This window comes from Amycolatopsis viridis, from assembly GCF_011758765.1.
Classification (GTDB): domain Bacteria; phylum Actinomycetota; class Actinomycetes; order Mycobacteriales; family Pseudonocardiaceae; genus Amycolatopsis_E; species Amycolatopsis_E viridis.
Genome location: NZ_JAANOU010000001.1, coordinates 4,520,423 through 4,543,077, shown reverse-complemented (window position 1 = coordinate 4,543,077; position 22,655 = coordinate 4,520,423). Strand labels below are relative to the sequence as shown.

20 protein-coding genes and 2 tRNA genes are annotated in these 22,655 nt (G+C 71.1%); 15 read left to right on the top strand and 7 right to left on the bottom strand.

Features of this window, described 5'->3' with window-relative positions; translation table 11 throughout:
* Positions 1–21: 21 nt before the first annotated feature.
* Positions 22–495, bottom strand: a complete 474-nt coding sequence (locus FHX46_RS22440; RefSeq protein WP_167118524.1) for a PH domain-containing protein — start codon at positions 493–495, stop codon at positions 22–24.
* A gap of 320 nt (positions 496–815) precedes the next feature.
* Here FHX46_RS22440 and FHX46_RS22435 point away from each other — a divergent pair, with 320 nt between their 5' ends.
* From FHX46_RS22435 to FHX46_RS28300, 4 genes are all read left to right on the top strand, one after another.
* A complete protein-coding gene (locus tag FHX46_RS22435; protein WP_167118522.1) occupies positions 816–2,678 on the top strand; it encodes an acetolactate synthase large subunit in 1,863 nt (620 codons plus the stop codon).
* Positions 2,675–3,181 (top strand): acetolactate synthase small subunit, encoded by a 507-nt coding sequence (gene ilvN / locus FHX46_RS22430; RefSeq protein ID WP_167098756.1) that lies wholly within the window; start codon positions 2,675–2,677, stop codon positions 3,179–3,181. The genes FHX46_RS22435 and ilvN overlap by 4 nt, the downstream gene beginning before the upstream one ends.
* Positions 3,182–3,214: 33 nt before the next feature.
* Positions 3,215–4,228: a ketol-acid reductoisomerase gene (gene ilvC, locus FHX46_RS22425; protein ID WP_167098753.1), complete on the top strand. Its 1,014-nt coding sequence runs from the start codon at positions 3,215–3,217 to the stop codon at positions 4,226–4,228.
* Between the two features lie 79 nt (positions 4,229–4,307).
* A complete protein-coding gene (locus FHX46_RS28300; protein ID WP_167118519.1) occupies positions 4,308–4,571 on the top strand; it encodes a DUF397 domain-containing protein in 264 nt (87 codons plus the stop codon).
* A gap of 10 nt (positions 4,572–4,581) precedes the next feature.
* Here FHX46_RS28300 and FHX46_RS22415 read toward each other — a convergent pair whose 3' ends face one another.
* On the bottom strand, positions 4,582–5,412 hold the full coding sequence (locus FHX46_RS22415; RefSeq protein WP_167118516.1) for a TIGR03620 family F420-dependent LLM class oxidoreductase: 831 nt from the start codon (positions 5,410–5,412) through the stop codon (positions 4,582–4,584).
* Complete coding sequence (locus FHX46_RS22410; protein ID WP_167118513.1) at positions 5,409–6,299, bottom strand: TIGR03620 family F420-dependent LLM class oxidoreductase; 891 nt, start codon at positions 6,297–6,299, stop codon at positions 5,409–5,411. Before FHX46_RS22410 ends, FHX46_RS22415 begins: the two co-directional genes overlap by 4 nt.
* A gap of 79 nt (positions 6,300–6,378) precedes the next feature.
* Between FHX46_RS22410 and FHX46_RS22405 the strand changes: the two genes are divergently transcribed.
* From FHX46_RS22405 to cimA, 5 genes are all read left to right on the top strand, one after another.
* Complete coding sequence (locus tag FHX46_RS22405) at positions 6,379–6,933, top strand: TetR/AcrR family transcriptional regulator (protein ID WP_167118510.1); 555 nt, start codon at positions 6,379–6,381, stop codon at positions 6,931–6,933.
* Positions 6,934–7,005: 72 nt separating this feature from the next.
* The gene (gene serA / locus FHX46_RS22400) at positions 7,006–8,604 is read left to right on the top strand and encodes a phosphoglycerate dehydrogenase (RefSeq protein ID WP_167118506.1); all 1,599 of its coding nucleotides are present in this window, start codon (positions 7,006–7,008) and stop codon (positions 8,602–8,604) included.
* A gap of 109 nt (positions 8,605–8,713) precedes the next feature.
* On the top strand, positions 8,714–12,025 hold the full coding sequence (locus FHX46_RS22395; RefSeq protein ID WP_167118503.1) for a S8 family serine peptidase: 3,312 nt from the start codon (positions 8,714–8,716) through the stop codon (positions 12,023–12,025).
* 178 nt (positions 12,026–12,203) lie between these two features.
* Positions 12,204–13,247, top strand: a complete 1,044-nt coding sequence (locus FHX46_RS22390) for a 3-isopropylmalate dehydrogenase (RefSeq protein WP_167118500.1) — start codon at positions 12,204–12,206, stop codon at positions 13,245–13,247.
* Positions 13,248–13,478: 231 nt separating this feature from the next.
* Positions 13,479–15,080, top strand: coding sequence for a citramalate synthase (gene cimA, locus FHX46_RS22385; RefSeq protein WP_167118497.1), 1,602 nt, complete (start codon positions 13,479–13,481; stop codon positions 15,078–15,080).
* 12 nt (positions 15,081–15,092) lie between these two features.
* Here cimA and FHX46_RS22380 read toward each other — a convergent pair whose 3' ends face one another.
* Complete coding sequence (locus tag FHX46_RS22380; RefSeq protein ID WP_167118494.1) at positions 15,093–15,515, bottom strand: GNAT family N-acetyltransferase; 423 nt, start codon at positions 15,513–15,515, stop codon at positions 15,093–15,095.
* A gap of 78 nt (positions 15,516–15,593) precedes the next feature.
* On the opposite strand from FHX46_RS22380, the gene FHX46_RS22375 reads away from it, so the two are divergent.
* The gene (locus FHX46_RS22375) at positions 15,594–16,352 is read left to right on the top strand and encodes a fumarylacetoacetate hydrolase family protein (RefSeq protein WP_167118492.1); all 759 of its coding nucleotides are present in this window, start codon (positions 15,594–15,596) and stop codon (positions 16,350–16,352) included.
* A 262-nt stretch (positions 16,353–16,614) separates the two neighbouring features.
* Here the strand turns inward: FHX46_RS22375 and FHX46_RS22370 are convergent, their stop codons facing one another.
* Positions 16,615–17,829 carry an FAD-dependent oxidoreductase gene (locus FHX46_RS22370; protein ID WP_167118489.1) on the bottom strand — a complete coding sequence of 405 codons (1,215 nt, stop codon included), beginning with the start codon at positions 17,827–17,829 and terminating at the stop codon, positions 16,615–16,617.
* A 90-nt stretch (positions 17,830–17,919) separates the two neighbouring features.
* Between FHX46_RS22370 and gltX the strand changes: the two genes are divergently transcribed.
* The 5 genes from gltX (at position 17,920) to FHX46_RS22345 (ending at position 21,224) form a co-directional block, all read left to right on the top strand.
* Positions 17,920–19,401, top strand: coding sequence for a glutamate--tRNA ligase (gltX, locus tag FHX46_RS22365; protein ID WP_167118486.1), 1,482 nt, complete (start codon positions 17,920–17,922; stop codon positions 19,399–19,401).
* Between the two features lie 179 nt (positions 19,402–19,580).
* Entirely contained in the window at positions 19,581–20,273 is a 693-nt protein-coding gene (locus FHX46_RS22360) for an HAD family hydrolase (RefSeq protein ID WP_167121614.1), read from the top strand.
* A gap of 93 nt (positions 20,274–20,366) precedes the next feature.
* Positions 20,367–20,438, top strand: a tRNA-Gln gene (locus tag FHX46_RS22355).
* A gap of 55 nt (positions 20,439–20,493) precedes the next feature.
* Positions 20,494–20,566, top strand: a tRNA-Glu gene (locus tag FHX46_RS22350).
* Positions 20,567–20,648: 82 nt separating this feature from the next.
* Positions 20,649–21,224, top strand: a complete 576-nt coding sequence (locus FHX46_RS22345) for a GNAT family N-acetyltransferase (protein ID WP_390622657.1) — start codon at positions 20,649–20,651, stop codon at positions 21,222–21,224.
* Positions 21,225–21,261: 37 nt separating this feature from the next.
* On the opposite strand, the gene FHX46_RS22340 is transcribed toward FHX46_RS22345, so the two are convergent.
* Both FHX46_RS22340 and FHX46_RS22335 read right to left on the bottom strand, forming a co-directional pair.
* Positions 21,262–21,861, bottom strand: coding sequence for a class F sortase (locus tag FHX46_RS22340; protein ID WP_167118480.1), 600 nt, complete (start codon positions 21,859–21,861; stop codon positions 21,262–21,264).
* Positions 21,862–21,865: 4 nt separating this feature from the next.
* Positions 21,866–22,567 (bottom strand): hypothetical protein, encoded by a 702-nt coding sequence (locus tag FHX46_RS22335; protein WP_167118477.1) that lies wholly within the window; start codon positions 22,565–22,567, stop codon positions 21,866–21,868.
* Between the last annotated feature and the right edge of the window lie 88 nt (positions 22,568–22,655).

The window sequence follows — 22,655 nt, the reverse complement described above, 5'->3', positions numbered from 1 at the left end:
GTCAGGTTACGCCCGCCGTGATCAGTCCTGAGCGGTGTCCTCGCCCACGTCGGTGCCGCCGGTGCCGCCCGGATCGGCGCCGTCGGCGTCGAAGTCGTCGGTGAGCCCGGTCGGGTCCTTCATCCGGCCCTCGCTGACCAGCGAGATCACCGGCAGGTGACGGGTGCGCACGGACGGCAGCGGGATCTCGCTGCCGTCGGTCAGCACGGCCCGCACCTTCGCCTTGTCGCTGATCGCGAGTCCCTTGAGCGCGGACCACGGCAGCTCGCGGTGGCCGAACACGGTCCGCACGCTCAGGCCCCGCGTGGACGCGACGGTGCGGGTGCGCACGATGAACACGGCCAGCGCGACCGGCACGACGTACATGACCCACAGCCCGGGCACGTCGGCGAACGCGGCGGGGATCATGCACACCGCCAGGAACACCACGGCGAGCAACGCGATCAGCGGGATGCGGAAAACGGCCTTCCGGTCCCGGTGCTGGTTTTCGGCCACGTGGCCTATGGTGCCTTTCGCGGACCGGGACCGTTCCCCCGGGTGTGCCCAGTATCCGGGATCACCATCCCGCAGAGTTGACACCGTGCGCGACGACCGGTTACCGTCAGCGCTGTGACACCGCAGATTGGCCTCGTACTTCTCCCGCGCGTCGACGCGTAGGGACCGATCGAGCCCACCTGCGTCGACGCGCGACCCTCGTGCGACCTTCCCGGTCGGCGGGGGTTTTTTGTTGCCCAGGCAGTGCCCCGCAGCCCAGACAGCCCCGAGACCACCAGACCACTGACGAGAAGCCCCACGAGACCCACGAGGCAGAACTGATGACAAGCGCCACGTCGCGATCGGAACCGAAAGCCGGAGGAACTCCGTCGGCCGCGTCGCCCGCCCAGCTGGGCAGCCGCCCCAAGCCCGCTCCCCCTGCCGGCACCCCGGTCCGGGTGACCGGAGCGCAGTCGCTGGTGCGGTCGCTCGAGGCGATGGGCGTGGAGGTGGTCTTCGGGATTCCGGGCGGCACGATCCTGCCGGCGTACGACCCGCTTCTGGACTCGACCAAGGTGCGGCACGTCCTCGTGCGCCACGAGCAGGGCGCGGGCCACGCGGCCACCGGCTACGCGCAGGCCACCGGCAAGGTCGGGGTCTGCATGGCGACCTCCGGTCCGGGCGCGACCAACCTGGTCACCCCGCTGGCCGACGCGAACATGGACTCGGTGCCCGTCGTGGCGATCACCGGCCAGCAGAGCCGTCCACTGATCGGGACCGACGCCTTCCAGGAAGCCGACATCTGCGGCATCACCATGCCGGTCACCAAGCACAACTTCCTGGTGACCGACCCGGTCGACATCCCGCGCGTGATCGCGGAGGCGTTCCACCTGGCCTCGACCGGCCGTCCCGGCCCGGTGCTGGTGGACATCCCCAAGGACGTCCTGCAGGAGACCACGTCGTTCTCCTGGCCGCCGGAGATGCACCTGCCCGGCTACCGGCCGACGCTGCGCCCGCACGGCAAGCAGGTCCGCGAGGCGGCGCGGCTCATCGCGCAGGCCCGCCGCCCGGTGCTCTACGTCGGCGGCGGTGTGATCAAGGCCCAGGCGTCGGCGCAGCTGAAGCGGCTGGCCGAGCTGACCGGCATCCCGGTGGTGACCACGCTGATGGCGCGCGGCGCGTTCCCCGACTCGCACCGCCAGCACCTGGGCATGCCCGGCATGCACGGGTCGGTCGCCGCGGTCGCCGCGATGCAGCGCGCCGACCTGCTGGTCGCGCTGGGCGCCCGCTTCGACGACCGGGTGACCGGTCAGCTGGAGTCGTTCGCGCCGGAGGCCAAGGTCGTGCACGCCGACATCGACCCGGCCGAGATCTCCAAGAACCGCAAGGCCGACGTGCCGATCGTGGGTGACTGCGCGGAGATCATCACGGAGCTGATCGACGCGGTGCAGGCCGAGACCGAGCGGTCCGGCGCGCCGGACCTGGCCCCGTGGTGGACCCAGATCGACTCGTGGCGCGACACGTTCCCGGCCGGCTACGAGTGGCCCGCGGACGGCACGTTGTCGCCGCAGTACGTCATCGAGCGGATCGGCCAGATCGTCGGCCCGGACGCGGTCTACGCCGCCGGTGTCGGCCAGCACCAGATGTGGGCCGCGCAGTTCATCAAGTACGAGAACCCGCGAACCTGGCTCAACTCGGGCGGGCTGGGCACCATGGGCTACGCCGTGCCGGCCGCGATGGGCGCCAAGTTCGGCGTGCCGGACAAGCAGGTGTGGGCCATCGACGGTGACGGCTGCTTCCAGATGACCAACCAGGAGCTGGCCACCTGCGCCATCGAGGGCGCCCCGATCAAGGTCGCCGTCATCAACAACGGCAACCTCGGCATGGTCCGCCAGTGGCAGAACCTGTTCTACGCCGAGCGGTACTCCAACACCGATCTCGGTACGCACAAGCACCGGATCCCGGACTTCACCCTGCTCGCCGAGGCACTGGGCTGCGCCGGGCTGCGGTGCGAGACCCAGGACGAGGTCGACGACGTCATCCGCCGGGCGATGGAGATCAACGACCGCCCGGTCGTGATCGACTTCGTGGTCGGCAAGGACGCCCAGGTGTGGCCGATGGTGGCGGCGGGCACCGGGAACGACGAGATCATGGCCGCGCGTGGCATCCGCCCGCTGTTCGACGACGACGAGGTTTCGCAGTGACCAGGCATACCCTGAGCGTGTTGGTGGAGAATGTCCCCGGGGTGCTCGCGAGAGTCGCCGGGTTGTTCTCCCGCCGCGGTTTCAACATCGAGTCCCTCGCCGTCGGGCCCACGGAGAACCCCGAGGTGTCCCGGATGACGATCGTGGTCGCCGTTGAGGAGCTACCGCTCGAACAGGTGACCAAACAGCTCAACAAGCTGGTCAACGTCATCAAGATCGTGGAGCTCGAGCCCGCCGTGTCGGTGCAGCGTGAACTGCTGCTCGTCAAGGTCCGGGCCGATGCCACGGTGCGCAGCCAGGTGCTGGAGACCGTCCAGCTGTTCCGTGCGAAGGTGGTCGACGTCTCGCCCGAGGCGCTCACGATCGAGGCCACCGGCACCGGCGACAAGCTCAGTGCCCTGTTGCGCATGCTCGAGCCGTACGGCGTGCGTGAGATCGTGCAGTCCGGCATGGTCGCGGTGGGCCGGGGTCCCCGGTCCATCACCGCCTCCGCGCCCCGCTGAAGTTTTAGAACCCGAAAGGAATTCAGTCCCCTCATGTCAGTCGAAATCTTCTACGACGACGACGCCGATCTCAGCATCATCCAGGGTCGCAAGGTCGCGGTGATCGGCTACGGCAGCCAGGGCCACGCGCACGCGCTGAGCCTGCGTGACTCCGGGGTCGATGTGCGCATCGGTCTTCCGGAGGGGTCGAAGTCGCGCGCGAAGGCCGAGGAGGAGGGCCTGCGGGTGCTCACCCCGGCGGAGGCGTCCGCCGAGGCCGACCTGATCATGATCCTCGCGCCGGACACCAAGCAGCGCTTCATCTACGCCGAGGACATCGAGCCCAACCTCAAGGACGGCGACGCGCTGTTCTTCGGCCACGGCTTCAACATCCGCTACGAGCTGATCAAGCCGCCGGCCAATGTGGACGTGGCGATGGTCGCGCCGAAGGGCCCGGGCCACCTGGTCCGCCGCCAGTTCGTCGACGGCAAGGGTGTGCCGTGCCTGATCGCGGTCGAGCAGGACCCGTCCGGCAACGCGCAGGCGCTCGCGCTGGCCTACGCCGCCGCCATCGGTGGTGCCCGCGCCGGTGTCATCAAGACCACCTTCAAGGAGGAGACCGAGACCGACCTGTTCGGTGAGCAGGCCGTCCTCTGCGGTGGTGCGTCCGCGCTGGTGCAGACCGGGTTCGAGGTGCTGACCGAGGCCGGGTACGCGCCCGAGATCGCCTACTTCGAGGTGCTGCACGAGCTCAAGCTCATCGTCGACCTCATGTACGAGGGCGGCATTGCCCGGATGCGCTACTCGATCTCCGACACCGCCGAGTACGGCGACCTCACCCGCGGCCCGCGGGTCATCACCCCCGCGGTGAAGGAGGAGATGCGCAAGATCCTGGGCGAGATCCAGGACGGCACCTTCGCCCGCGAGTGGGTGTCCGAGGACGAGCAGGGCCGGCCGAACTTCCGCAAGCTGCAGGAGGCCGGTGAGCAGCACCCGATCGAGGAGACCGGGAAGAAGCTGCGCGGCCTGATGTCGTGGGTGGACCGGCCGATCACCGAGACGGCCTGAGTCCGGCCGGACGCACAGGGACCTCCCCGGGGCGCGCCCCGGGGAGGTCCCTGCGTTCGTGCGGAGTTACCGTGGCCCGGTGGAGGACGACGCGGCCAACGCGGCCAACAAGGCCCGGGTGCGCACCGCACTTGATCTCACCGGGGCGCGGTGGCAGGCCACCGGCGGCGAACTGGAGTTCGCCCACGTCGGGCACACCGACGGGCTCGTCTACACCGTGCTGCGCAAGGCCACCGATCCGGACGGTCCGCTCCTGGTGTTCACACCGTCCGAGTGGGACGCGTTCGTCGCCGGCGCCCGCGACGGCGAGTTCCACGACCTGGCCGGGCTGACCGCGGACTGAGCGGCCGGCCTCAGCGCACCAGTCCGGACAGTTGCCGCCAGCCCGCCAGCGGCAGTCCGGGCTCGCCGGTGATCACCTGCACGCACACGTGGTCCGCGCCGGCGTCGAGGTGCGCCTGGATCCGGTCGGCGGCCGTCTGCTCGCCGATGGCGATGACCGCCTCCACGAGACGCGTGCTGCCGCCGCCGGCGAGGTCGTCGTCGGTGAAGCCGAGGCGCTTGAGGTTGACGCGGTGGTGTGCGGCCATCCCCAGGTACGTGCCGACCTCGGCGCGGGCGATCTCCAGGCCGCGCGAGCCGTCGAGCACCACACCCTGCTCGACCGCGAGGTAGGCGTCCGGGCCGAGGATTTCCCGCGCCAGCGCGGTGTGCTCGGGTGGCACGAAGTACGGGTGGGCGCCGTCGGCGCGTTCGGCGGCGAGCCGCAGCATCCGCGGGCCCAGGGCGGCGAGCAAGCGTCGCGGTGGCGGAACCGGCTCGGGGCTGGTGAACTCCGTCGCGTCCATCTCGTCCAGGTAGTTCCGGATCGTCTCCACCGGCTTCCCGCCTCTGGCGTGGCCGCCGAGAGCGAGCACGAACCGTCCCGGGTAGGCCTCCGCCAGGGTGCGCGCGCCGCCCGCGACGCCGGCCGGGCTGCGCCGGTCGAAGCGGGCGACTCCGGTGGCGACGGTGATCCGCGAGGTGGCGCCCAGCAGCAGCGCTGCCTGGGTCAGCGCTTCGCGCCCCGGGTATTCGCCGAACCACAGCGCGTCGAACCCCAGTTCCTCGATCTCGGCGGCGGCCTCGCGAACCTGGCCGATCGGCGCGCCGTCGAAGGCGAACGTCCAGATGCCGACACTCATGCCGACACCTCCGGCAGCGCCGTCAGCGCCGTCTGCGCGGTCAGCGCCGGCGCCAGCCGGGCCAGCTGGTCCGCCGCGCCGGGCAGATCCACGCCGGTGGGGGAGATGAGGACCTGGTCCGCACCCGCGTCGAGCTGCTCCCGCACCCGGCGCGCGATCGTCTCCTCGTCGCCCCAGGCGACGAGTGCGTCCGCCAGCCGGTCGGTCACCTCGTCGCCGTAGCCGAAGTCACGCCACGCCTTGGCGTACGCCTTGACCTGCAGGATCTGGCGGGCCATCTCGCGGGCCTTCGCGCGAGCCTGCGCCGGGTCGGTGGACAGCAGCACCGCCTGGTGCGGGATCAGCAGCTTCCCCGGTCCGAGGATCTTCCGCGCGAAGGCGGTGTGCTCCACGGGCATGGCGAACGGATGGGCGCCGTCGGCCGCGTCCCGGGACAGCTCCAGCATCTTCGGCCCGATCGCGGCCAGCACCCGGGAGAACGGCGCCGCGGGCGGGTTGGCGGCCGCCTCGTCGTCCATTCGCGACAGGTACTCCCGCATCGCGGTGAGCGGTTTCGCGTACGACTGCCCGGTGCTCTCGGCCTGGTAGGGGTGCCCGATGCCGAGGCCGAGCACGAACCGCCCGGGGTGGGCGTCGGCGACGCTGCGCGCCGCTGCCTGTGCGGTCGGCGCGGGCCGCGCCCACACGTTCGCGATCCCCGTCCCGACCGCGATCCGGCTGGTCGCGCCGAGGAAGACCGCGGACCGGACGAACGCGTCCCGCCCGCCGATGGTCTCGCCCATCCACACCGACGCGTAGCCGAGCGCGTCGATGCGGGCGAGCTGCTCCCGCTCGACGTCGACGGTGGCGGGGTAGCCACCGTAGAGCCACACACCTACTGATTTCATCTACCGGTCCTTTCGGAGGGGTCCTCCGGTTCACTATACGGAGGGTGCCTCCGGTTTGTCACGCCTAAAGTGGATCGTGATGAGCAGCACCCGACCCCTGCGCGCCGACGCCCGCCGCAACTACGAGCGCCTGCTGGCCGAGGCGCGCGCCGTGTTCGGCGAGTCCGGCATCGACGCGTCCCTGGAGGAGATCGCGCGGCGCGCAGGAGTCGGCATCGGCACGCTCTACCGGCACTTCCCGAGCCGCGAGGTGCTGCTGGAAGCTCTGCTCGGGGCGAGGTTCGACGCGCAGGCCGAAGCCGCGGAGGCGCTGCTCGGCGAGGACGACCCGCTCGCCGCCCTGCGCACCTTCGCGCGGGGCATGCTCGGCACCGCCACCACGTTCCGCGGCCTGTCCGCCGCGACCGCCGACGCGCTCAACGACGAGACCTCCGACCTCTACCGCGCCTGCCGCGGGATGCGCTCGGCCGCCGCCCGGCTCGTCGCCCGCGCCCAGGAATCCGGCCAGCTGCGCGCGGACCTGGCGCCGGACGAGGTGCTGCTGATGGTGCACGCGGCCGGCTGGGCCAGCGAGCACGCCGGCGACCCGGAGCGGCTGCTCGATCTCGTCTTCGCCGGGTTGTGCTCCCGTTGACGGCCCCGGTGAGCTGCGCGACTAGACTCGCGGGCGTCGTTTGACCCCAGCTGCGTCCACGGGAGCCTGATCGTGACCAACCCCAGCAAGCCGGTCGTCCTCATCGCCGAAAAGCTCGCCCCGTCCACGCTGGCCGTGTTCGGTGACGAGGTCGAGGTCCGGCACGTGGACGGCACCGACCGCCCGGCGCTGCTGGAGGCGGTGAAGGCCGCCGACGCGCTGCTGGTCCGCTCCGCGACCAAGGTGGACGCCGAGGTGCTGGGTGCTTCGACGCGGCTGAAGGTCGTCGCCAGGGCCGGTGTCGGACTGGACAACGTCGAGGTGCCGGCGGCGACCGCGCGCGGTGTGCTCGTGGTGAACGCGCCGACCTCGAACATCGTCTCGGCCGCCGAGCACGCCGTCGCGCTGCTGCTCGCCGTCGCCCGCCGGGTCCCGGCCGCGAACCAGAGCCTCCAGGCCGGCGAGTGGAAGCGCTCGTCGTACAGCGGTGTCGAGATCAACGGCAAGACCATCGGCGTGGTCGGCTTCGGCAAGATCGGCCAGCTGTTCGCGGCCCGGCTGGCGGCGTTCGACACCAAGATCGTCGCCTACGACCCGTACGTCTCGGCCGCCCGCGCTGCCCAGCTCGGCGTCGAGCTGGTGAGCCTGGACGAGCTGCTCCAGCGCGCCGACGCCATCTCGATCCACCTGCCCAAGACCCCGGAGACCAAGGGCCTCATCGACGCCGAGGCGCTCAAGAAGACCAAGCCCGGCGTGATCATCGTCAACGCCGCGCGCGGTGGCCTGGTCGACGAGGAGGCGCTCGCCGAGGCGATCCGCAGCGGTCACGTCGGCGGCGCCGGCATCGACGTGTTCCTCACCGAGCCGACCACCGCGAGCCCGCTGTTCGGCCTGCCCAACGTCGTCGTCACCCCGCACCTCGGCGCCTCGACCGCCGAAGCGCAGGACCGTGCGGGCACCGACGTGGCCCGGTCGGTGCTGCTGGCGTTGCGCGGCGACTTCGTGCCGGACGCGGTGAACGTCGCCAGCGGTGGCGTGGTGGGCGAGGAGGTCCGCCCGTACCTGCCGCTGACCCAGAAGCTGGGCACCGTGCTGGCCGCGCTGAGCCAGAAGGCGCCGTCGGCGGTCACCGTCGAGGTCCGCGGCGAGCTGTCCTCGGAGGACGTCGGCGTGCTGTCGCTGGCCGCGCTGCGGGGCGTGTTCTCCGGGGTGGTCGAGGACCAGGTCACGTTCGTCAACGCGCCGCGCCTGGCCGAGGAGTTCGGCGTGCGCACCGAGATCGTCACCGAGCCGGAGAGCCCGAACTGGCGCAGCCTGGTCACCGTCCGCGCGGTGCACGAGGACGGCAGTGTGCTGTCGGTGTCGGGTTCGGTCACCGGCAACAACCAGGTGGAGAAGCTGGTCGAGGTCAACGGCCGCCACTTCGACCTGCGGGCCGAGGGCCACATGCTGCTCCTGGAGTACCCGGACCGCCCGGGCATCATGGGCCGCGTGGGCACCCTGCTGGGCGAGGCGTCGGTCAACATCGAGGCGGCGCAGATCAGCCAGACCACGGACGGTTCGGACGCGGTGATGATCCTCCGCGTCGACCGGGAGGTGGATTCCCACCTGCTGGAGCCGATCGCGGCGACGGTCGGGGCGCGCACGATCCGTGCCGTCACGTTCGCCTGACGCGGGATACCTCCCAAAGTCTGATTACTCCGATCCGCTCTAGTCGCGTCCGCGGCGCACCGGCTAAGTTCGCACCCTCGCGTTGATCGGAGTGAGGGTGCGAACAAGCATGAGAATCGGGACCCGGCGGTCGCTCGCGGCCGTCTTCGCCGCCGCGCTGGCCGCCACCGGTTTCGCGACGGGCAGCGCGGCGGCTCAGGACGAGCCGCTCGCGCCCGGCGTGCCCGCGGCCAAGGTGGCCGGGACCGGTCTGCCGGGCAAGCTGCCACCCCGGCTCGCTGCGGCACAGGGCCGCACGACCGCTTTCGTCGAGCTCACCCAGCAGCCCGCGGTGGACGCCTTCAACGCCGAGCGCGGCGCGGGCAAGGACCGCGCGAAGCAGGCGGCGAACAACGCGAAGGCCGGGGTGGCCGGGGCGGTGAACTCGGTGCTGGGCCAGCTGCGCTCACTGGACGCGAGCACCCAGGTCCGGTACTCGACCGCCAACGCCGTGTCCGGCGTGGTGGTGACCGCCGACGCCGCCAAGATCCGCGAACTGGCCGCGCGGCCGGACGTCGCGTCGATCCGCCCGGTCGTGCCCAAGACCCGCAGCAACTCCAGCACCGCGCAGCTGACCGGCACGCTGACCGCGTGGCAGCAGACCGGCCGTTTCGGCGACGGCGTCCGGGTCGGCGTCATCGACGACGGCATCGACTACACCCACGCGGACTTCGGCGGCCCGGGCACCAAGGCGGCCTACGACGCCGTGGACCGGGCCGCCCCGAACCCGCTGTTCCCCAACGCCAAGGTGGTCGGCGGCACCGACCTGGTCGGCGACGACTACGACGCGGCTACTGCCGGCGCGGACACCCCGAAGCCGGACCCGAACCCGCTCGCCTGCGGTGAGCACGGTACCCATGTGGCCGGCACGATCGCCGGGTACGGCGTCAACGCCGACGGCAGCACCTTCACCGGCGACTACGGCAGGCTCACCGCCGACTCGCTGACCGCGCTGAAGATCGGCCCGGGCATGGCGCCGAAGGCGTCGCTGTACGCGATCAAGGTGTTCGGCTGCCACGGTTCCACGAACGCCACCTCGCAGGCCCTGGACTGGGCGCTGGACCCGAACGGCGACGGTGACTTCGACGACCACCTCGACATCGTCAACCTCTCGCTGGGCAGCGACTTCGGTGCACCGGACGACCCGGACTCGCTGTTCGTGCGCAAGCTCGCCGCGAACAACGTGCTGCCGGTGATCGCCGAGGGCAACGGTGGCGACCTCTACGACGTGGGCGGCTCGCCGGGCAACACGCCGGAGGCGCTCACCGTCGCGTCCAGCCGGGACGCCTCGGTGCTGCGGGACGCGGCGGACGTGACCGCGCCCGCCGGGGTCGCCGGCCCGAAGGGCGGCCAGTACAGCCAGAACTTCACCGGCTACGACACGCTCGATGTGACCGCGCCGGTGGTGAAGCTGTCCGCGGCCGACGCGGACGGCTGCGCGCCCTACTCCGACGCCGACAAGGCCGCGGTGGCGGGCAAGTTCGCGTGGCTGGAGTGGGACGACAACGACGCCACCCGCGCCTGCGGTTCGGCCGCTCGCGCCGGCAACGCGCAGGCCGCGGGCGCCAAGGGGGTGCTGCTGTCCTCGGGTGTCGAGCACTTCGGCGCCGGCATCGCGGGCAACGAGGCGATCCCGATGTTCCAGTTCACCGCCTCGGCGACGAACCAGATCCGCCCGGCGCTGGACGCGGGCACGCTGACCGTCCGCCTCTCCGGTGCGGGCCGGACGAGCCTGCCGACGTCCGATCCGTCGATTGTGGACACCCCGAGCTCGTTCACCTCGCGCGGGGTGCGCGGCCCGGCCGTCAAGCCGGACGTGTCGGCGCCCGGTGACACGATTTCGTCGGCCCTGCGCGGCAGCGGCAACAATCGCACCGTCCTGTCCGGCACGTCGATGGCCACCCCGCTGACCGCCGGCGTCACCGCGCTGCTGCGGCAGGCCCACCCCGGCTGGTCCGTCGAGGAGATCAAGGCCCTGGTGATGAACACCGCCGGGCACGACATCGTGGCCGGCGGCAAGACCTACGCACCGCAGCGCGCCGGTGCCGGCCGGGTGGACACGCAGGCCGCGCTGACCGACCAGGTGCTGGCCTACTCGCGGGACGACCGGGGCGCGGTGAGCGTCACCTTCGGCACCGTCGAGGCCGACCGTGCCACCACTCTCACCAAGACGATCCAGGTGGTGAACAAGGGCGACCAGCCGGCCCGCTACTCGGTGGCCTACGAGGGCATCACCACCCTGCCCGGCGTGCAGTACCAGCTGTCGGACAAGTCCGTGCAGCTGCGTCCGCACGGCACCGCGAGCGTCCGCGTCACGCTGCGGATCACCGATCCGGCGGCCCTGCGCAAGGTGATCGATCCGACGGTCGCGACCGAGCAGCGCGGGATGGCCCGGCAGTTCGTCGCCGACGCCTCCGGACGGGTCGTGCTGACCCCGGCCGGCGGCGCCGGTCCCGCGCTGCGGGTACCGGTGTACTCGGCGCCGAAGCCGGTGTCCGCGATCGACACCCCGCGATCGCTGAACTTCCGCGGCGACAGCGCGCGGTTCACCCTCCGCGGCCGCGGGATCGACCAGGGCACCGGCAGTCAGCGGTACGAGTCGCTGATCAGCGTCCTGGAGCTGCAGGGCCAGTCGCCGCGGCTGCCGGAGTGCCGCGGGCGGATCACCGGCGGCTGCACGATCAACGACACCGCCAAGGGCGGCGATCTGCAGTACGCCGGTGTGGCGTCGAACATCGTGCAGGCCCGGCAGGAGGGCCACCCGGATCAGGCGCTGCTCGCCTTCGGAATCTCGACCTGGGGCAACTGGGCGAACCTGGGCAGCAACACGATCCCGTTCGTCGACATCGACACCACCGGTGACGGCAAGCCCGACTTCGAGTCCTACGTGACGAAGCCGAGCGGCACCGACGTGTGGCTGGTCAAGACCGTGGACCTCAACGCCGAGGGCTATCCGGCCGTGGACGTCCAAGCGGTCAACGGCCAGCTCGGCGACGTGGACACCAACGTGTTCGACACCAACGTCGTGCTGTTGCCGGTCAGCATCGCCGCGCTGGGCATCGACCCGAACGCCGCCTCGCACCGGATCGGCTACGCGGTCGGCACCACCGGCTTCTACGTGGCTCCCAGCAGTGAGAACAGGCTCATCGACTCGATCGAGACGCCGATGACGTTCGACGCGCTGGCCCCGGGCTACTCGGTGTCCGGCACCGGCGGTGCCGCGCTGAGCTATGCGGCGGAGCCGGGCACGTCGCTGGCCGTCACCCGCAACCCGGTGTCCGCGCAGCAGGATGCGGTGCTCGGGCTGCTGGCGCTGAAACACCACGACGGCAACGGCAACCGGGTGAGCGTGATCCGGGTCGACGGAGGTCCGTTGGGCTGACGGTGGCCCCCGGCCGGCGGGTGACTCCGCCGTCCGGGTGTCTCACTTATCGGGAGATTCCGTCATAAGGGTGGTGCCACTTCGGTCCGTTGGCGACAGCCGGTAACCTGCCGTCGCTGGAGTATGTGGGCAAACGGGCGCGAACGAGCGCCGTGGCCCTGATCGACGGAGGTGTCTGATGCGGCTGGCGGTGATCCCAGGTGATGGGATCGGACCCGAAGTGATCACCGAGGCCCTGAAGGTACTCGGCGAGGTCGCTCCGACAGTGGAGTACACGAACTACGACCTCGGCGCGGCCCGCTGGCACGCCACCGGTGAGCTGCTCCCCGAGTCGGTCCTGGGCGAGCTCCGGCAGCACGACGCGATCCTGCTCGGCGCGGTCGGTGACCCGACCGTGCCCAGCGGCATCCTGGAGCGGGGCCTGCTGCTGCGCCTGCGGTTCGAGCTGGACCACCACGTGAACCTGCGCCCGGCCAAGCTCTACCCGGGGGTGCGTGGCCCGCTGGCCGACCCGAACGCCGAGATCGACATGGTGGTGGTGCGCGAGGGCACCGAGGGTCCGTACGCCGGCAACGGTGGCCTGCTGCGCAAGGACACCGAGCACGAGATCGCCACCGAGGTGAGCGTCAACACCGCGTTCGGCATCCGGCGCGTGGTCTCCGACGCGTTCAAGCGGGCCGAGGAGCGGCCGCGCAAGCACCTCACGCTGGTGCACAAGACCAACGTGCTGCTGCACGCCGGGTCGCTGTGGTCGCGGATCGTCGAGGAGGTGTCGCTCGAGCACCCGGACGTCACGGTTTCCTACTCGCACGTCGACGCCGCGACCATCCACATGGTGACCGACCCGAGCCGCTTCGACGTGATCGTCACCGACAACCTCTTCGGCGACATCATCACCGACCTCGCGGCCGCGGTCACCGGCGGCATCGGCCTGGCGGCCAGCGGCAACCTGGACATCACGCGCCGCAACCCGAGCATGTTCGAGCCGGTGCACGGCAGCGCGCCGGACATCGCCGGGCAGGGCATCGCCGACCCGACCGCCGCCGTGCTGTCGGTGTCGCTGCTGCTGGACCACCTGGGCCAGCGCGAGGCGGCCCGCCGGATCGAGGCGTCCGTCGCCTTCGACCTGGCGACCCGCGACCAGGCCAACCCCGGCACCACCCAGGCGATCGGCGACCGGCTGGCGGCCCTGGTCTCGTCGAACACGCGGCCCGTCGCCTGACCGTTCCCGCCACGTGGAGGCCATCCCCGGGTCCCGGGGGTGGCCTCCACCGCTTTTTGCCTCCGACCGCGTGGATGTGGCATGATGCCGGTATGGCTTCTTCCGCCGTGATCATTATCGGCAGGCGCGCCGGGTAGTGTCCGCATCGGACACCTGGCGCGCAGACCTCTCGCATCCGCGGGAGGTTTTTTTGTTGCCCGAGAAGCCGACCACTACCGCAAGGAGATGACCGTGACCCGCACGGAGCCTGCCGGACTGCCGCTCGGTGACGACTTCCACCTGTACGACACGACGTTGCGGGACGGTGCTCAGCGTGAGGGCATCTCCTACTCGGTGGCCGACAAGCTGGCGGTCGCGGGGTTGCTCGACGAGCTCGGTGTCGGGTTCATCGAGGGTGGCTGGCCCGGCGCGCTGCCCAAGGACACCGAGTTCTTCGCGCGTGCCGCGGACGGCGAGCTGGTGCTCAAGCACGCGGTGCTCGTCGCGTTCGGATCGACGCGCAAGGCCGGCACGACCGCGGCGCGGGACGGCCAGGTGCGGGCGTTGCTCGACTCGCGGGCCCCGGTGGTGACGCTGGTCGCGAAGGCCGACCGCCGCCACATCGAGCGCGCGCTGCGCGTCGACGTCGACGAGGCGTGCGCGATGGTGGCCGACACCGTGTCCTTCCTCGTAGGGGAAGGACGCCGCGTTTTCCTCGACGCCGAGCACTTCTTCGACGGATACGCGTTCGACCCGGACACCGCGCTGCGCGTCCTCGACGCCGGGTACACCGCCGGCGCGGACGTCGTCGTGCTGTGCGACACCAACGGCGGGCAGCTGCCGCTGGGGGTCGCCGACACCGTGCGGGAGGTGGCCGCGCGCACCGGCTTCCGGCTCGGCATCCACTGCCAGGACGACACGTCCTGCGCGGTGGCCAACAGCATCGCGGCGGTCCAGGCCGGCGCGACGCACGTGCAGTGCACCGCCAACGGCTACGGGGAACGGGCCGGCAACGCCGACCTGTTCGCCGTGACGGGGAACCTCGTGGCCAAGCTCGGCATGCCCGTGCTCCCGACCGGAGCCGAGGCCGAGCTGACCCGCGTCTCCCATGCTCTTGCCGAAATCGCGAACATCGCCCCCGACACCCACCAGGCCTACGTCGGGGCGTCGGCCTTCGCCCACAAGGCGGGGCTGCACGCGAGCGCGATCAAGGTGGATCCGTTGTTGTACAACCACATCGATCCAGCTTCCGTCGGCAACGACATGCGGGTCCTGGTCACCGAGATGGCCGGCAGGGCCAGCCTGGAGCTCAAGGGACGTGAGCTCGGGGTGGACCTTGCCGGCCGGCCGGACGCGGTCACCAGCGTGGTGACGAAGGTGAAGCGGATGGAGGCGGAGGGCTGGTCGTTCGAAGCCGCCGACGCGTCGCTGGAACTGTTGCTGCGCAACGAGGTCGACGGCCCGGTCGAGCCCCCGTTCACCCTGGAGTCCTACCGCGTCGTGCTCGACCACCGCGGTGACGGCGAGGTCGTCTCCGAGGCGACGGTGAAGGTGCACGTCGGTGGTGAGCGGGTGATCGCCACGGCCGAGGGCAACGGACCGGTGCACGCGCTGGACGTCGCGCTGCGCAAGGCGCTGTCGCCGTCGCTGCCCTGGCTGGACAGCGTGGAGCTGGCCGACTACAAGGTGCGGATCCTGCTCAGCGACCCGGGCACCGACGCGGTCACCCGGGTGCTGCTGAAGTCCGGCGACGGCGACCAGGAATGGACGACGGTCGGCGTGCACGGCAGCATCGTGGAGGCGAGCTGGCTCGCGATGTGCGACGCGCTGGTGCACAAGAGCCTGCGGGTCTGAGGGACGCGGTCCTCAGTCGAACCGGACGAACGCGCGCAGCGTGCCCTCGCCGAAGTCGCGGATCTCGGCGTAGCCGAGGCTTTCGTAGAAGGCGCGCTGCGCGGGTTCGTCATCGGTGAGCAGCACCTTCTGGCGCACCGCGGCGTAGCGGTCCAGCACCGCCCGCACGAGCGCGCGGCCGATACCGCGCCGTTGTTCGTCCGGGTGCACGAGCACGTCCTGCAGGTAGCAGATCGTCGCGTCGTCGGAGAGCGCGCGGGCCAGGCCGGCCAGGCGCCCGGCCCGCCGCGCGGTGACCACATAGGACGAGCCCGCGATCGCGGTGCGCAGCTGTTCGGGGCGGCGGGTGTAGGCCGACCAGCCGACGGACTCGTACAGCGGCAGCAGCTCGTCCGTGGTCAGGTCCGGTTCCGCGGCGACGACGAGATGATCCATCCGCCGATACTGGCACTCGCCGGTCCGGGGTGGCCACCACCCCGGTGGCGGGGGAGCGGTGCTGGTTAGGCTGGGTGTGTGCGTCTAGCTCGAGTTGCTCATGCCGGTGGGGTCGCCTTCGTGTCCGTCGACGGCGACGAGCTCCTGGAAATCGCCGACCACCCGTTCGGACAGCCGAACTACACGGGTAAGCGGTTCGCGCTGGCCGACGTGCGGCTCCTCGCGCCGATCCTGCCCTCGAAGGTCATCGCGATCGGGCGGAACTACGCCGAGCACGCGGCGGAGCTCGGCAACGAGGTGCCCGAGTCGCCGATGATGTTCCTCAAGCCGTCGACGAGCGTCATCGGCCCGAACGCCGCCATCAAGCTGCCGGCCGCGTCCCAGCGGGTCGACTTCGAGGGCGAGCTGGCCGTGGTGATCGGCCAGCCGGTGCGCAACGTGAAAGCCGCGCAGGCGCCGGCGGTGATCCTGGGCTACACGATCGCCAACGACGTCAGCGCGCGGGACCTGCAGAAGAGCGACGGCCAGTGGGGCCGAGCGAAGGGGTTCGACACGTTCTGCCCGCTGGGCCCGTGGATCGAGACCGCGGTGGACCCGTCCGACCTGGCGATCCGCACCGAGGTCGACGGCGAGGTCAAGCAGGACTCACGCACCTCGCTGCTGATCCACAAGATCCCGGAGCTGGTCGAGTTCGTGTCCGGCGTGATGACGCTGCTGCCCGGGGACGTCATCCTGACCGGCACCCCGGCCGGCGTCGGCCAGATCACCGACGGCCAGGCCGTCTCGATCACGATCGAGGGCATCGGCACCCTGACCAACCCGGTCCAGAACGCCTAGCGGGCAACCCCACCCCAGCGACCACCCCGCCAAGTCCGGCGAGGACGATCTCTTGATCTTTTCGCCGGCCGTTGGCTGGGGCGCCGCACGGCTTGGTTCGGGTTGCCGGATGGCGGTTGGGGAGGTCTGGGTGCCGCCGTTCCGTTTTCGTTGCCAGGGGGCGGCGCGGGCTGGAGATCGGGGCGGCAGAGGTCCGGTGCGTGGCCGGTGCCGTCTTGCTGCGGGTGGCGGCTGCTGAGCCGGCGCCCCATGTCCCGGTGGTTCAGCGTCGCGCCCAGTCCGGTGCGTGCTCCGGCAGCAAGCCCACCCCGGCCAGGTAGGCGGGAACGAACCGCGCGGCCGGTACCGCGTTCATCATCGCCACCAGCGCGCGCGGCGGCCCGTTCCGGCGGCCCTCGATCACCGGGCGGATCACCACCCGGTGCATGGCGCGCTGGATGGCCTGCACCAGCATCGTCGGCACCACCCGGCGGCGCTGGACGCGCGCGAGGTCCCGTCCGCTCACCCGTCCGCGCCGCAGCGGGCCGGCCAGCAACCGGGCCGTGGCCACGGCGTCCTGTACCGCCAGGTTGATCCCGAACCCGCCCACGGGCGACATCGCGTGCGCGGCGTCGCCGATGCACAGCACGCCCGCACTGTGCCACCGGGGCACCAGGTTCAGCCGTACATCCAGGTGTTTCACGTCGTCCATGGCGGTGATCGCGTCCACCCGGTCCGCCAGCTGCGGCAGCACCGTGCGGATCCGGTTGCGGAACGCCGCCACCCCGTCCGCCCGCAACTGCGCGTCCAGCCCCTTCGCCGCCAGGTAGGCGACCTGGAAGTAGCCGTCCCGCGGGATGACGACCGCGAAATGACCGTGGTGCATCGAGGGTGTCAGCCGGGCCTCGTCGTGGTCGTACCGCGGCAGCCGGAACCACCACGTGTCCACCGGCACCGGGAACTCGCGCGGCCGTAGTCCGGCGTCCTGCCGGACCACCGACCAGCGTCCGTCGCAGCCGATGGTGACCTCCGCGCGGATCTCGCCGGTCGTCCCGTCCGCCGTCCGGTACCGCACCCCGGCCACCCGGCCGGCCTCCCGGATCAGCGAGACCACCTCGGTGTTCATCCGCAGGTGGAACGCCGGCTCGGCCCGTCCCGCGTCGGCCAGCAGGTCCAGCAGGTCCCACTGCGGCACCATCGCCACGTAGGGGTGCGCCACCTTGAGCTTGCGGAAGTCGGCGATCGTCAGCGCGGGCGGCCCCGGCAGCGACACGGTGTCCAGCCTGCTCTGCGGCAGCTTGCCGAACTTCTCGCCAAGGCCCAGCTCGTCCAGCAGCTGGAGTGTCGACGGGTGCACCGTGTCGCCGCGGAAGTCACGCAGGAAATCGGCGTGCTTTTCCAGGACCGTCACCTCGACCCCGGCCCGCGCGAGCAGCAGCCCCAGCACCATTCCGGCCGGTCCGCCACCGGCGATGAGACAGGTCGTGCGCTCTTCCATCCCGGACAACCCCTTAATTCATCTGATGTTGAATAACACCAGCATGGCGCTCTCCGGATGACTGGTCAAGCGGGATAGGCTGAACGGGTTATGACTGAGACAGTCCGCGCCCGCTTCTGCCCGTCGCCCACCGGAACCCCGCACGTGGGGCTCATCCGCACGGCGCTGTTCAACTGGGCCTTCGCCCGGCACCACGGCGGCAGCCTGGTGTTCCGCATCGAGGACACCGACGCCGCCCGGGACAGCGAGGAGTCGTACCAGCAGCTGCTCGAGGCGCTGCGCTGGCTCGGTCTGGACTGGGACGAGGGCCCGGACGCCGGCGGCGAGTACGGCCCGTACCGGCAGAGCGAGCGCCGCGACATCTACGCCGACGTCGCGCGCCGGCTGCTCGAGGCCGGTGAGCTGTACGAGGCGTTCTCGACCAACGAGGAGGTCGAGGAGCGCCGCAAGGCCGCGGGTCAGGACCCGAAGCTGGGCTACGACAACTTCGACCGCGACCTCACCGACGAGCAGCGCGCGGCCTACCGCGCCGAGGGTCGCGCGCCGGTGCTGCGCCTGCGGATGCCTGAGGAGGACCTGGCCTGGCACGACCTGGTGCGCGGGGACATCAGCTTCCCGGCCGGATCGATTCCGGACCCGGTCCTGGTGCGGGCGAACGGCGATCCGCTGTACACGCTGACCAACCCGGTCGACGACGCCCTGATGCGCATCACGCACGTGCTGCGCGGGGAGGACCTGCTCCCGTCCACGCCCCGGCAGATCGCGTTGTACCGGGCGCTGGAGCGGATCGGTGTCGCCGCGTTCACCCCGCAGTTCGGTCACCTGCCGTACGTCATGGGCGAGGGCAACCGAAAACTGTCCAAACGGGACCCGCAGTCCAACCTGTTCAACTACCGCGATCGCGGCTTCATCCGCGAGGGCCTGCTGAACTACCTGGCGCTGCTCGGCTGGTCGATCGCCGACGACCGCGACACGTTCACCGTGGACGAGCTGGTGCATGCGTTCGAGATCTCCAAGGTGAGCGCCAACCCGGCCCGGTTCGACGTGAAGAAGGCGGAGGCGATCAACGGCGTGCACGTCCGCGCGCTGGATGCCGAGGACTTCGTGCAGCGCGTGGTGCCCTACCTCCAGGCCGCCGGTGTGCTGCCCGCCGAGCCGTCCGCGGAGCAGATGACCAAGTGGCGCACCATCGCGCCGCTGGTGCAGGAGCGCGTGACGGTGCTCGGCGACGCTGCGCCGCTGGTGCGGTTCCTGTTCGTGCCGGAGGAGGAGTTCGCGCCCGAGGAGGACGCGGCGGCCAAGAACCTCAAGCCGGACGCCGAGCCGGTGCTGCGCGCGTCGATCGCGGCGCTGGAGGCACTGCCGTCGTGGGAGACCGCGGCGATCGAGCAGGCGCTCAAGGACGCCCTGGTGGACGGTCTCGGACTCAAGCCGCGCAAGGCTTTCGCCCCGGTTCGCGTCGCGATCACCGGTCGCACCGTGTCGCCGCCGTTGTATGAATCGATGGAGCTGCTCGGGCGCGAAGTTTCACTCGGACGACTGCGTAACGCTCTGCCCGTCAACGCAGAGTAGAAGCAGCGGCCGTGGAATCGACACGCTGAATCACCTTGTCGGCCGAACCGCTCAGCGTAGTTCTCGCCTAGCCTCGCTGGGTGGATTTCGCGCGTCCCGGCACACCTACCCGCGTCCGTGTCCCCGAGCCTGGTCTGGGGGACCCGGCGGATCCGTGGAGACCGTCCCGGCTGCGGCTGGTGTGCCTGGACATCGACGACACGCTGATCGACTTCACGTCGGCCGGCAAGCGGGCGCTGTCGTTGCTCCTCGGCCGCGATGACATGTGGCCGCTGTGGGAGCGGATCACCGACTGGCACGTCGCCCAGGTCGTCGCGGGTGAGATCGACTACGCCTGCATGCACCACCGGCGCACCCAGTACTTCCTCGCCGAGATCGGCATCGTGGTGGAACCGGAGGACGTGACCCGGTTCGAGTGCCGTCGCAAGGAGGTGCTGCGCCGGTCGTGGCGGCTGTTCGACGACGTCCTGCCGTGCCTGGAGTGGCTGCGCGCCGCGGACGTCCTCATCGCCGCGGTGACCAACGCCTCGGGCGCGCACCAGCGGGCCAAGCTGGCCGATCTCGGGCTGACCCGGTTCTTCGACCACCTGGCCATCGCGGGGGAGGTGGGTGCCGCCAAGCCGGATCCGGTGATGTTCCACTCGGTCTGCGCGGTGCTCGACTGCGACCCGGGTGAGGCCGCCCACGTCGGTGACAAGCTGCACACCGACGCCGTCGGTGCCCGGGACGCCGGGCTCGAGGGCATCTGGCTCGACCGCAGTGGCGGCGAGCCGGAGGTGCCGGACGGCGTGCACGTCATCGGCGGCCTCGACGAGCTCCCGCAGCTGCTGGTCAGCGAGTTCGCCATGATCGGGGTGCCCGCGCAGCGCTGAACCCCACCCCCCGGTTACGCACCGCTGACGGGCCTGGGCTATATTTCTTCCCAGCGGAGCTGCTCCGAGTCGCGAATCGGAGGGGCGAACCGTTGGGGTATGGTGTAATTGGCAGCACGACAGATTCTGGCTCTGTTAGTCTAGGTTCGAGTCCTGGTACCCCAGCTGCAAGAGGGAAAAACCGCTCTGGTAAGATCTCTCTCGCAACACGGAAGACCTAGCCCCCGTCGTCTAGCGGCCTAGGACGCCGGCCTCTCACGCCGGTAGCGTGGGTTCGAATCCCATCGGGGGTACATCGAAAAGGTCCGCCAGCCATGCGGCTGGCGGACCTTTTTCCATTGCGCCGCAAGGGAGTTCGCTCGTCCACGATGGACAATCGTGGTGAGCGACCCCACCGTCCCGATTGGTGTCCGGAAGATGTCCGAGCTCCTCGTCGCCCACACCGCCGATCTCGGTGCCGCGGTTCTCCGCCAGGTCCGGGCGCTGCTGTCCGACGTCTTCGAGGGCGACCTGTCCGAGCACGACTGGGAGCACGCCCTGGGCGGTGTGCACGCGGTGCTCTGGGAAGGCGGTGAGCTGGTGGCCCACGCGTCCGTCGTGCAGCGCAGGCTGGTGCACCAGGGGCGCGCGTGGCGCGCCGGGTACGTGGAGGCGGTCGGCGTGCGCGCGGACCGCCGGCGGCGCGGCCACGGGGGCGCGGTGATGGCGCCGCTGGAGCGGGTGATTCGCGAGGCGTACGAGGTGGGTGCGCTCGGTGCGGCGGACGAGGCGATCCCGTTCTACCGCGCGCGCGGCTGGTCGTGCTGGCGCGGGCCGCTGTCCGCGCTCACGCCGTCCGGGACCACGCCGACCCCCGAGGAAGCGGGTGGCGTTTTCGTGCTCCCGGTCTCCGCACCGCTCGACCTCGATGGCGAGCTGACGTGCGACTGGCGCGACGGGGACGTCTGGTGAGCCGGTGGTGCCGCGCGGGCGGCGGCACCACCGGAGGTCACGCCAGGTTCGCGTAGACGACGATGTTGTCGACGTAGCTGTGCTCGGCGTGGTCGAACACGCCGCCGCACGTGATGAGCCGCAGCTGCGGCCGGTCGGTGTTGCCGTAGACCGCGTCCTGCGGGAACCGGTCCTTGGGCACCTGCGTGGTGTGGTCGACCACGAACTTCAGCTGCTGTCCGTCGCTGCGCTCGACGAAGATCTCGTCGCCCGGCCGGACGTCCTTGAGCTTGGCGAAGACACCGGGCTGGTGGTTGCCGTCGACGTGGCCCAGGATGATCGCCGGGCCGAGGTCCCCGGGCACGGGGGACAGGCGGTACCAGGCGGCCTGCATCGGCTTGTCCACCGACGGCACCGCGATCTGGCCGTCCTTGTTGACCGCGACCGAGATGAGCGAGGACTCGGCGCCGATCTTCGGGATCCGGACCTGGGTGGGCCGCAGCTTGTCGTAGGGCTTGGTCACCGGGACCGACGTGGCGGGCGGTGCCGCCTGCGCCGGTGCGGGATCGGAACCGCAGCCGGTGAGGGCGAGGGCGAGCAGGACCGCCGGGGCGGCCGCGAGAACGCGGCCGCCCCGGCCGGCGAACGGGTTGCGCATGGCGTCAGAACCGCGCCGTGCCGCCGAAGCCGGTCTCGACACCGTCCTTGGGTGCGAACGAGACCTGCGCGTGGCCGCCGTTGCTCTGCTGCCAGTCACCGGCGCCGCCGGAGCCCGGGACGGGGGTCACGCCGCCGCCGGAGGCGCCGCCGCCCTGCGGGACGCCCGCGCACGTCCAGTCCGCCCGGACGCCGCCGGCGGCGAAGGACTTGCCCTCGTGCAGCTGGACCAGGTAGTCCCAGTACCGGCCGTCTTGCTCCTCCTGGTACGGGCCGTCGACGACGTCGAAGTCCGGGGACCGCACGCCGGCCGGCTCGCCGGCGGCGCACGCGATGATCAGCACACCGGTGCCGTCGCCCAGGTCGATGCCGTAGGCGGTGTCGTCGGCGTAGGGCGGCTCCGCGGGCGTGCTGCCGGACGAGGTCGATCCGTGCGACTGCGTCGTGCCCGGGGTCGTCGAGCTCGACGAGGTGGCCGGGCTGCTGGTCAGCGAAGGCCGGGTCGTCGTCGTGGTGGTGGCGGCCGAGGACGTCGTGGTCGTGGCGGCGGAGCTGGTCGTCGTGGTGGTCTCCGGCGCGGTGACCGTGGTCGTGGTGGTGGTCGCCGGGGTCGTGCTCTCTTCGGCGAGCGCGGCCGGCGCCACGGTGAGGGTGATCAGCGCACCGCTGATCACGGCCGCCGCGAGGCGGCCCAAGGGCTGACGCAAAGTGACTCCAGTGGTGTTCTCGAGACGCGCGGTGACCCCGACTGCCCCCGGCACGCGCGTCATCACTCGTTCGGTGGAGGCTCACGCG

Coding starts and splice junctions, on each gene's coding strand:
- FHX46_RS22435 (WP_167118522.1), top strand. CDS start 816: ATGACAAGCGCCACGTCGCGATCGGAACCGAAAGCCGGAGGAACTCCG.
- ilvC (WP_167098753.1), top strand. CDS start 3,215: ATGTCAGTCGAAATCTTCTACGACGACGACGCCGATCTCAGCATCATC.
- FHX46_RS22415 (WP_167118516.1), bottom strand. CDS start 5,412: ATGAGTGTCGGCATCTGGACGTTCGCCTTCGACGGCGCGCCGATCGGC.
- FHX46_RS22410 (WP_167118513.1), bottom strand. CDS start 6,299: ATGAAATCAGTAGGTGTGTGGCTCTACGGTGGCTACCCCGCCACCGTC.
- FHX46_RS22405 (WP_167118510.1), top strand. CDS start 6,379: ATGAGCAGCACCCGACCCCTGCGCGCCGACGCCCGCCGCAACTACGAG.
- FHX46_RS22395 (WP_167118503.1), top strand. CDS start 8,714: ATGAGAATCGGGACCCGGCGGTCGCTCGCGGCCGTCTTCGCCGCCGCG.
- FHX46_RS22390 (WP_167118500.1), top strand. CDS start 12,204: ATGCGGCTGGCGGTGATCCCAGGTGATGGGATCGGACCCGAAGTGATC.
- FHX46_RS22380 (WP_167118494.1), bottom strand. CDS start 15,515: ATGGATCATCTCGTCGTCGCCGCGGAACCGGACCTGACCACGGACGAG.
- FHX46_RS22370 (WP_167118489.1), bottom strand. CDS start 17,829: ATGGAAGAGCGCACGACCTGTCTCATCGCCGGTGGCGGACCGGCCGGA.
- gltX (WP_167118486.1), top strand. CDS start 17,920: ATGACTGAGACAGTCCGCGCCCGCTTCTGCCCGTCGCCCACCGGAACC.
- FHX46_RS22340 (WP_167118480.1), bottom strand. CDS start 21,861: ATGCGCAACCCGTTCGCCGGCCGGGGCGGCCGCGTTCTCGCGGCCGCC.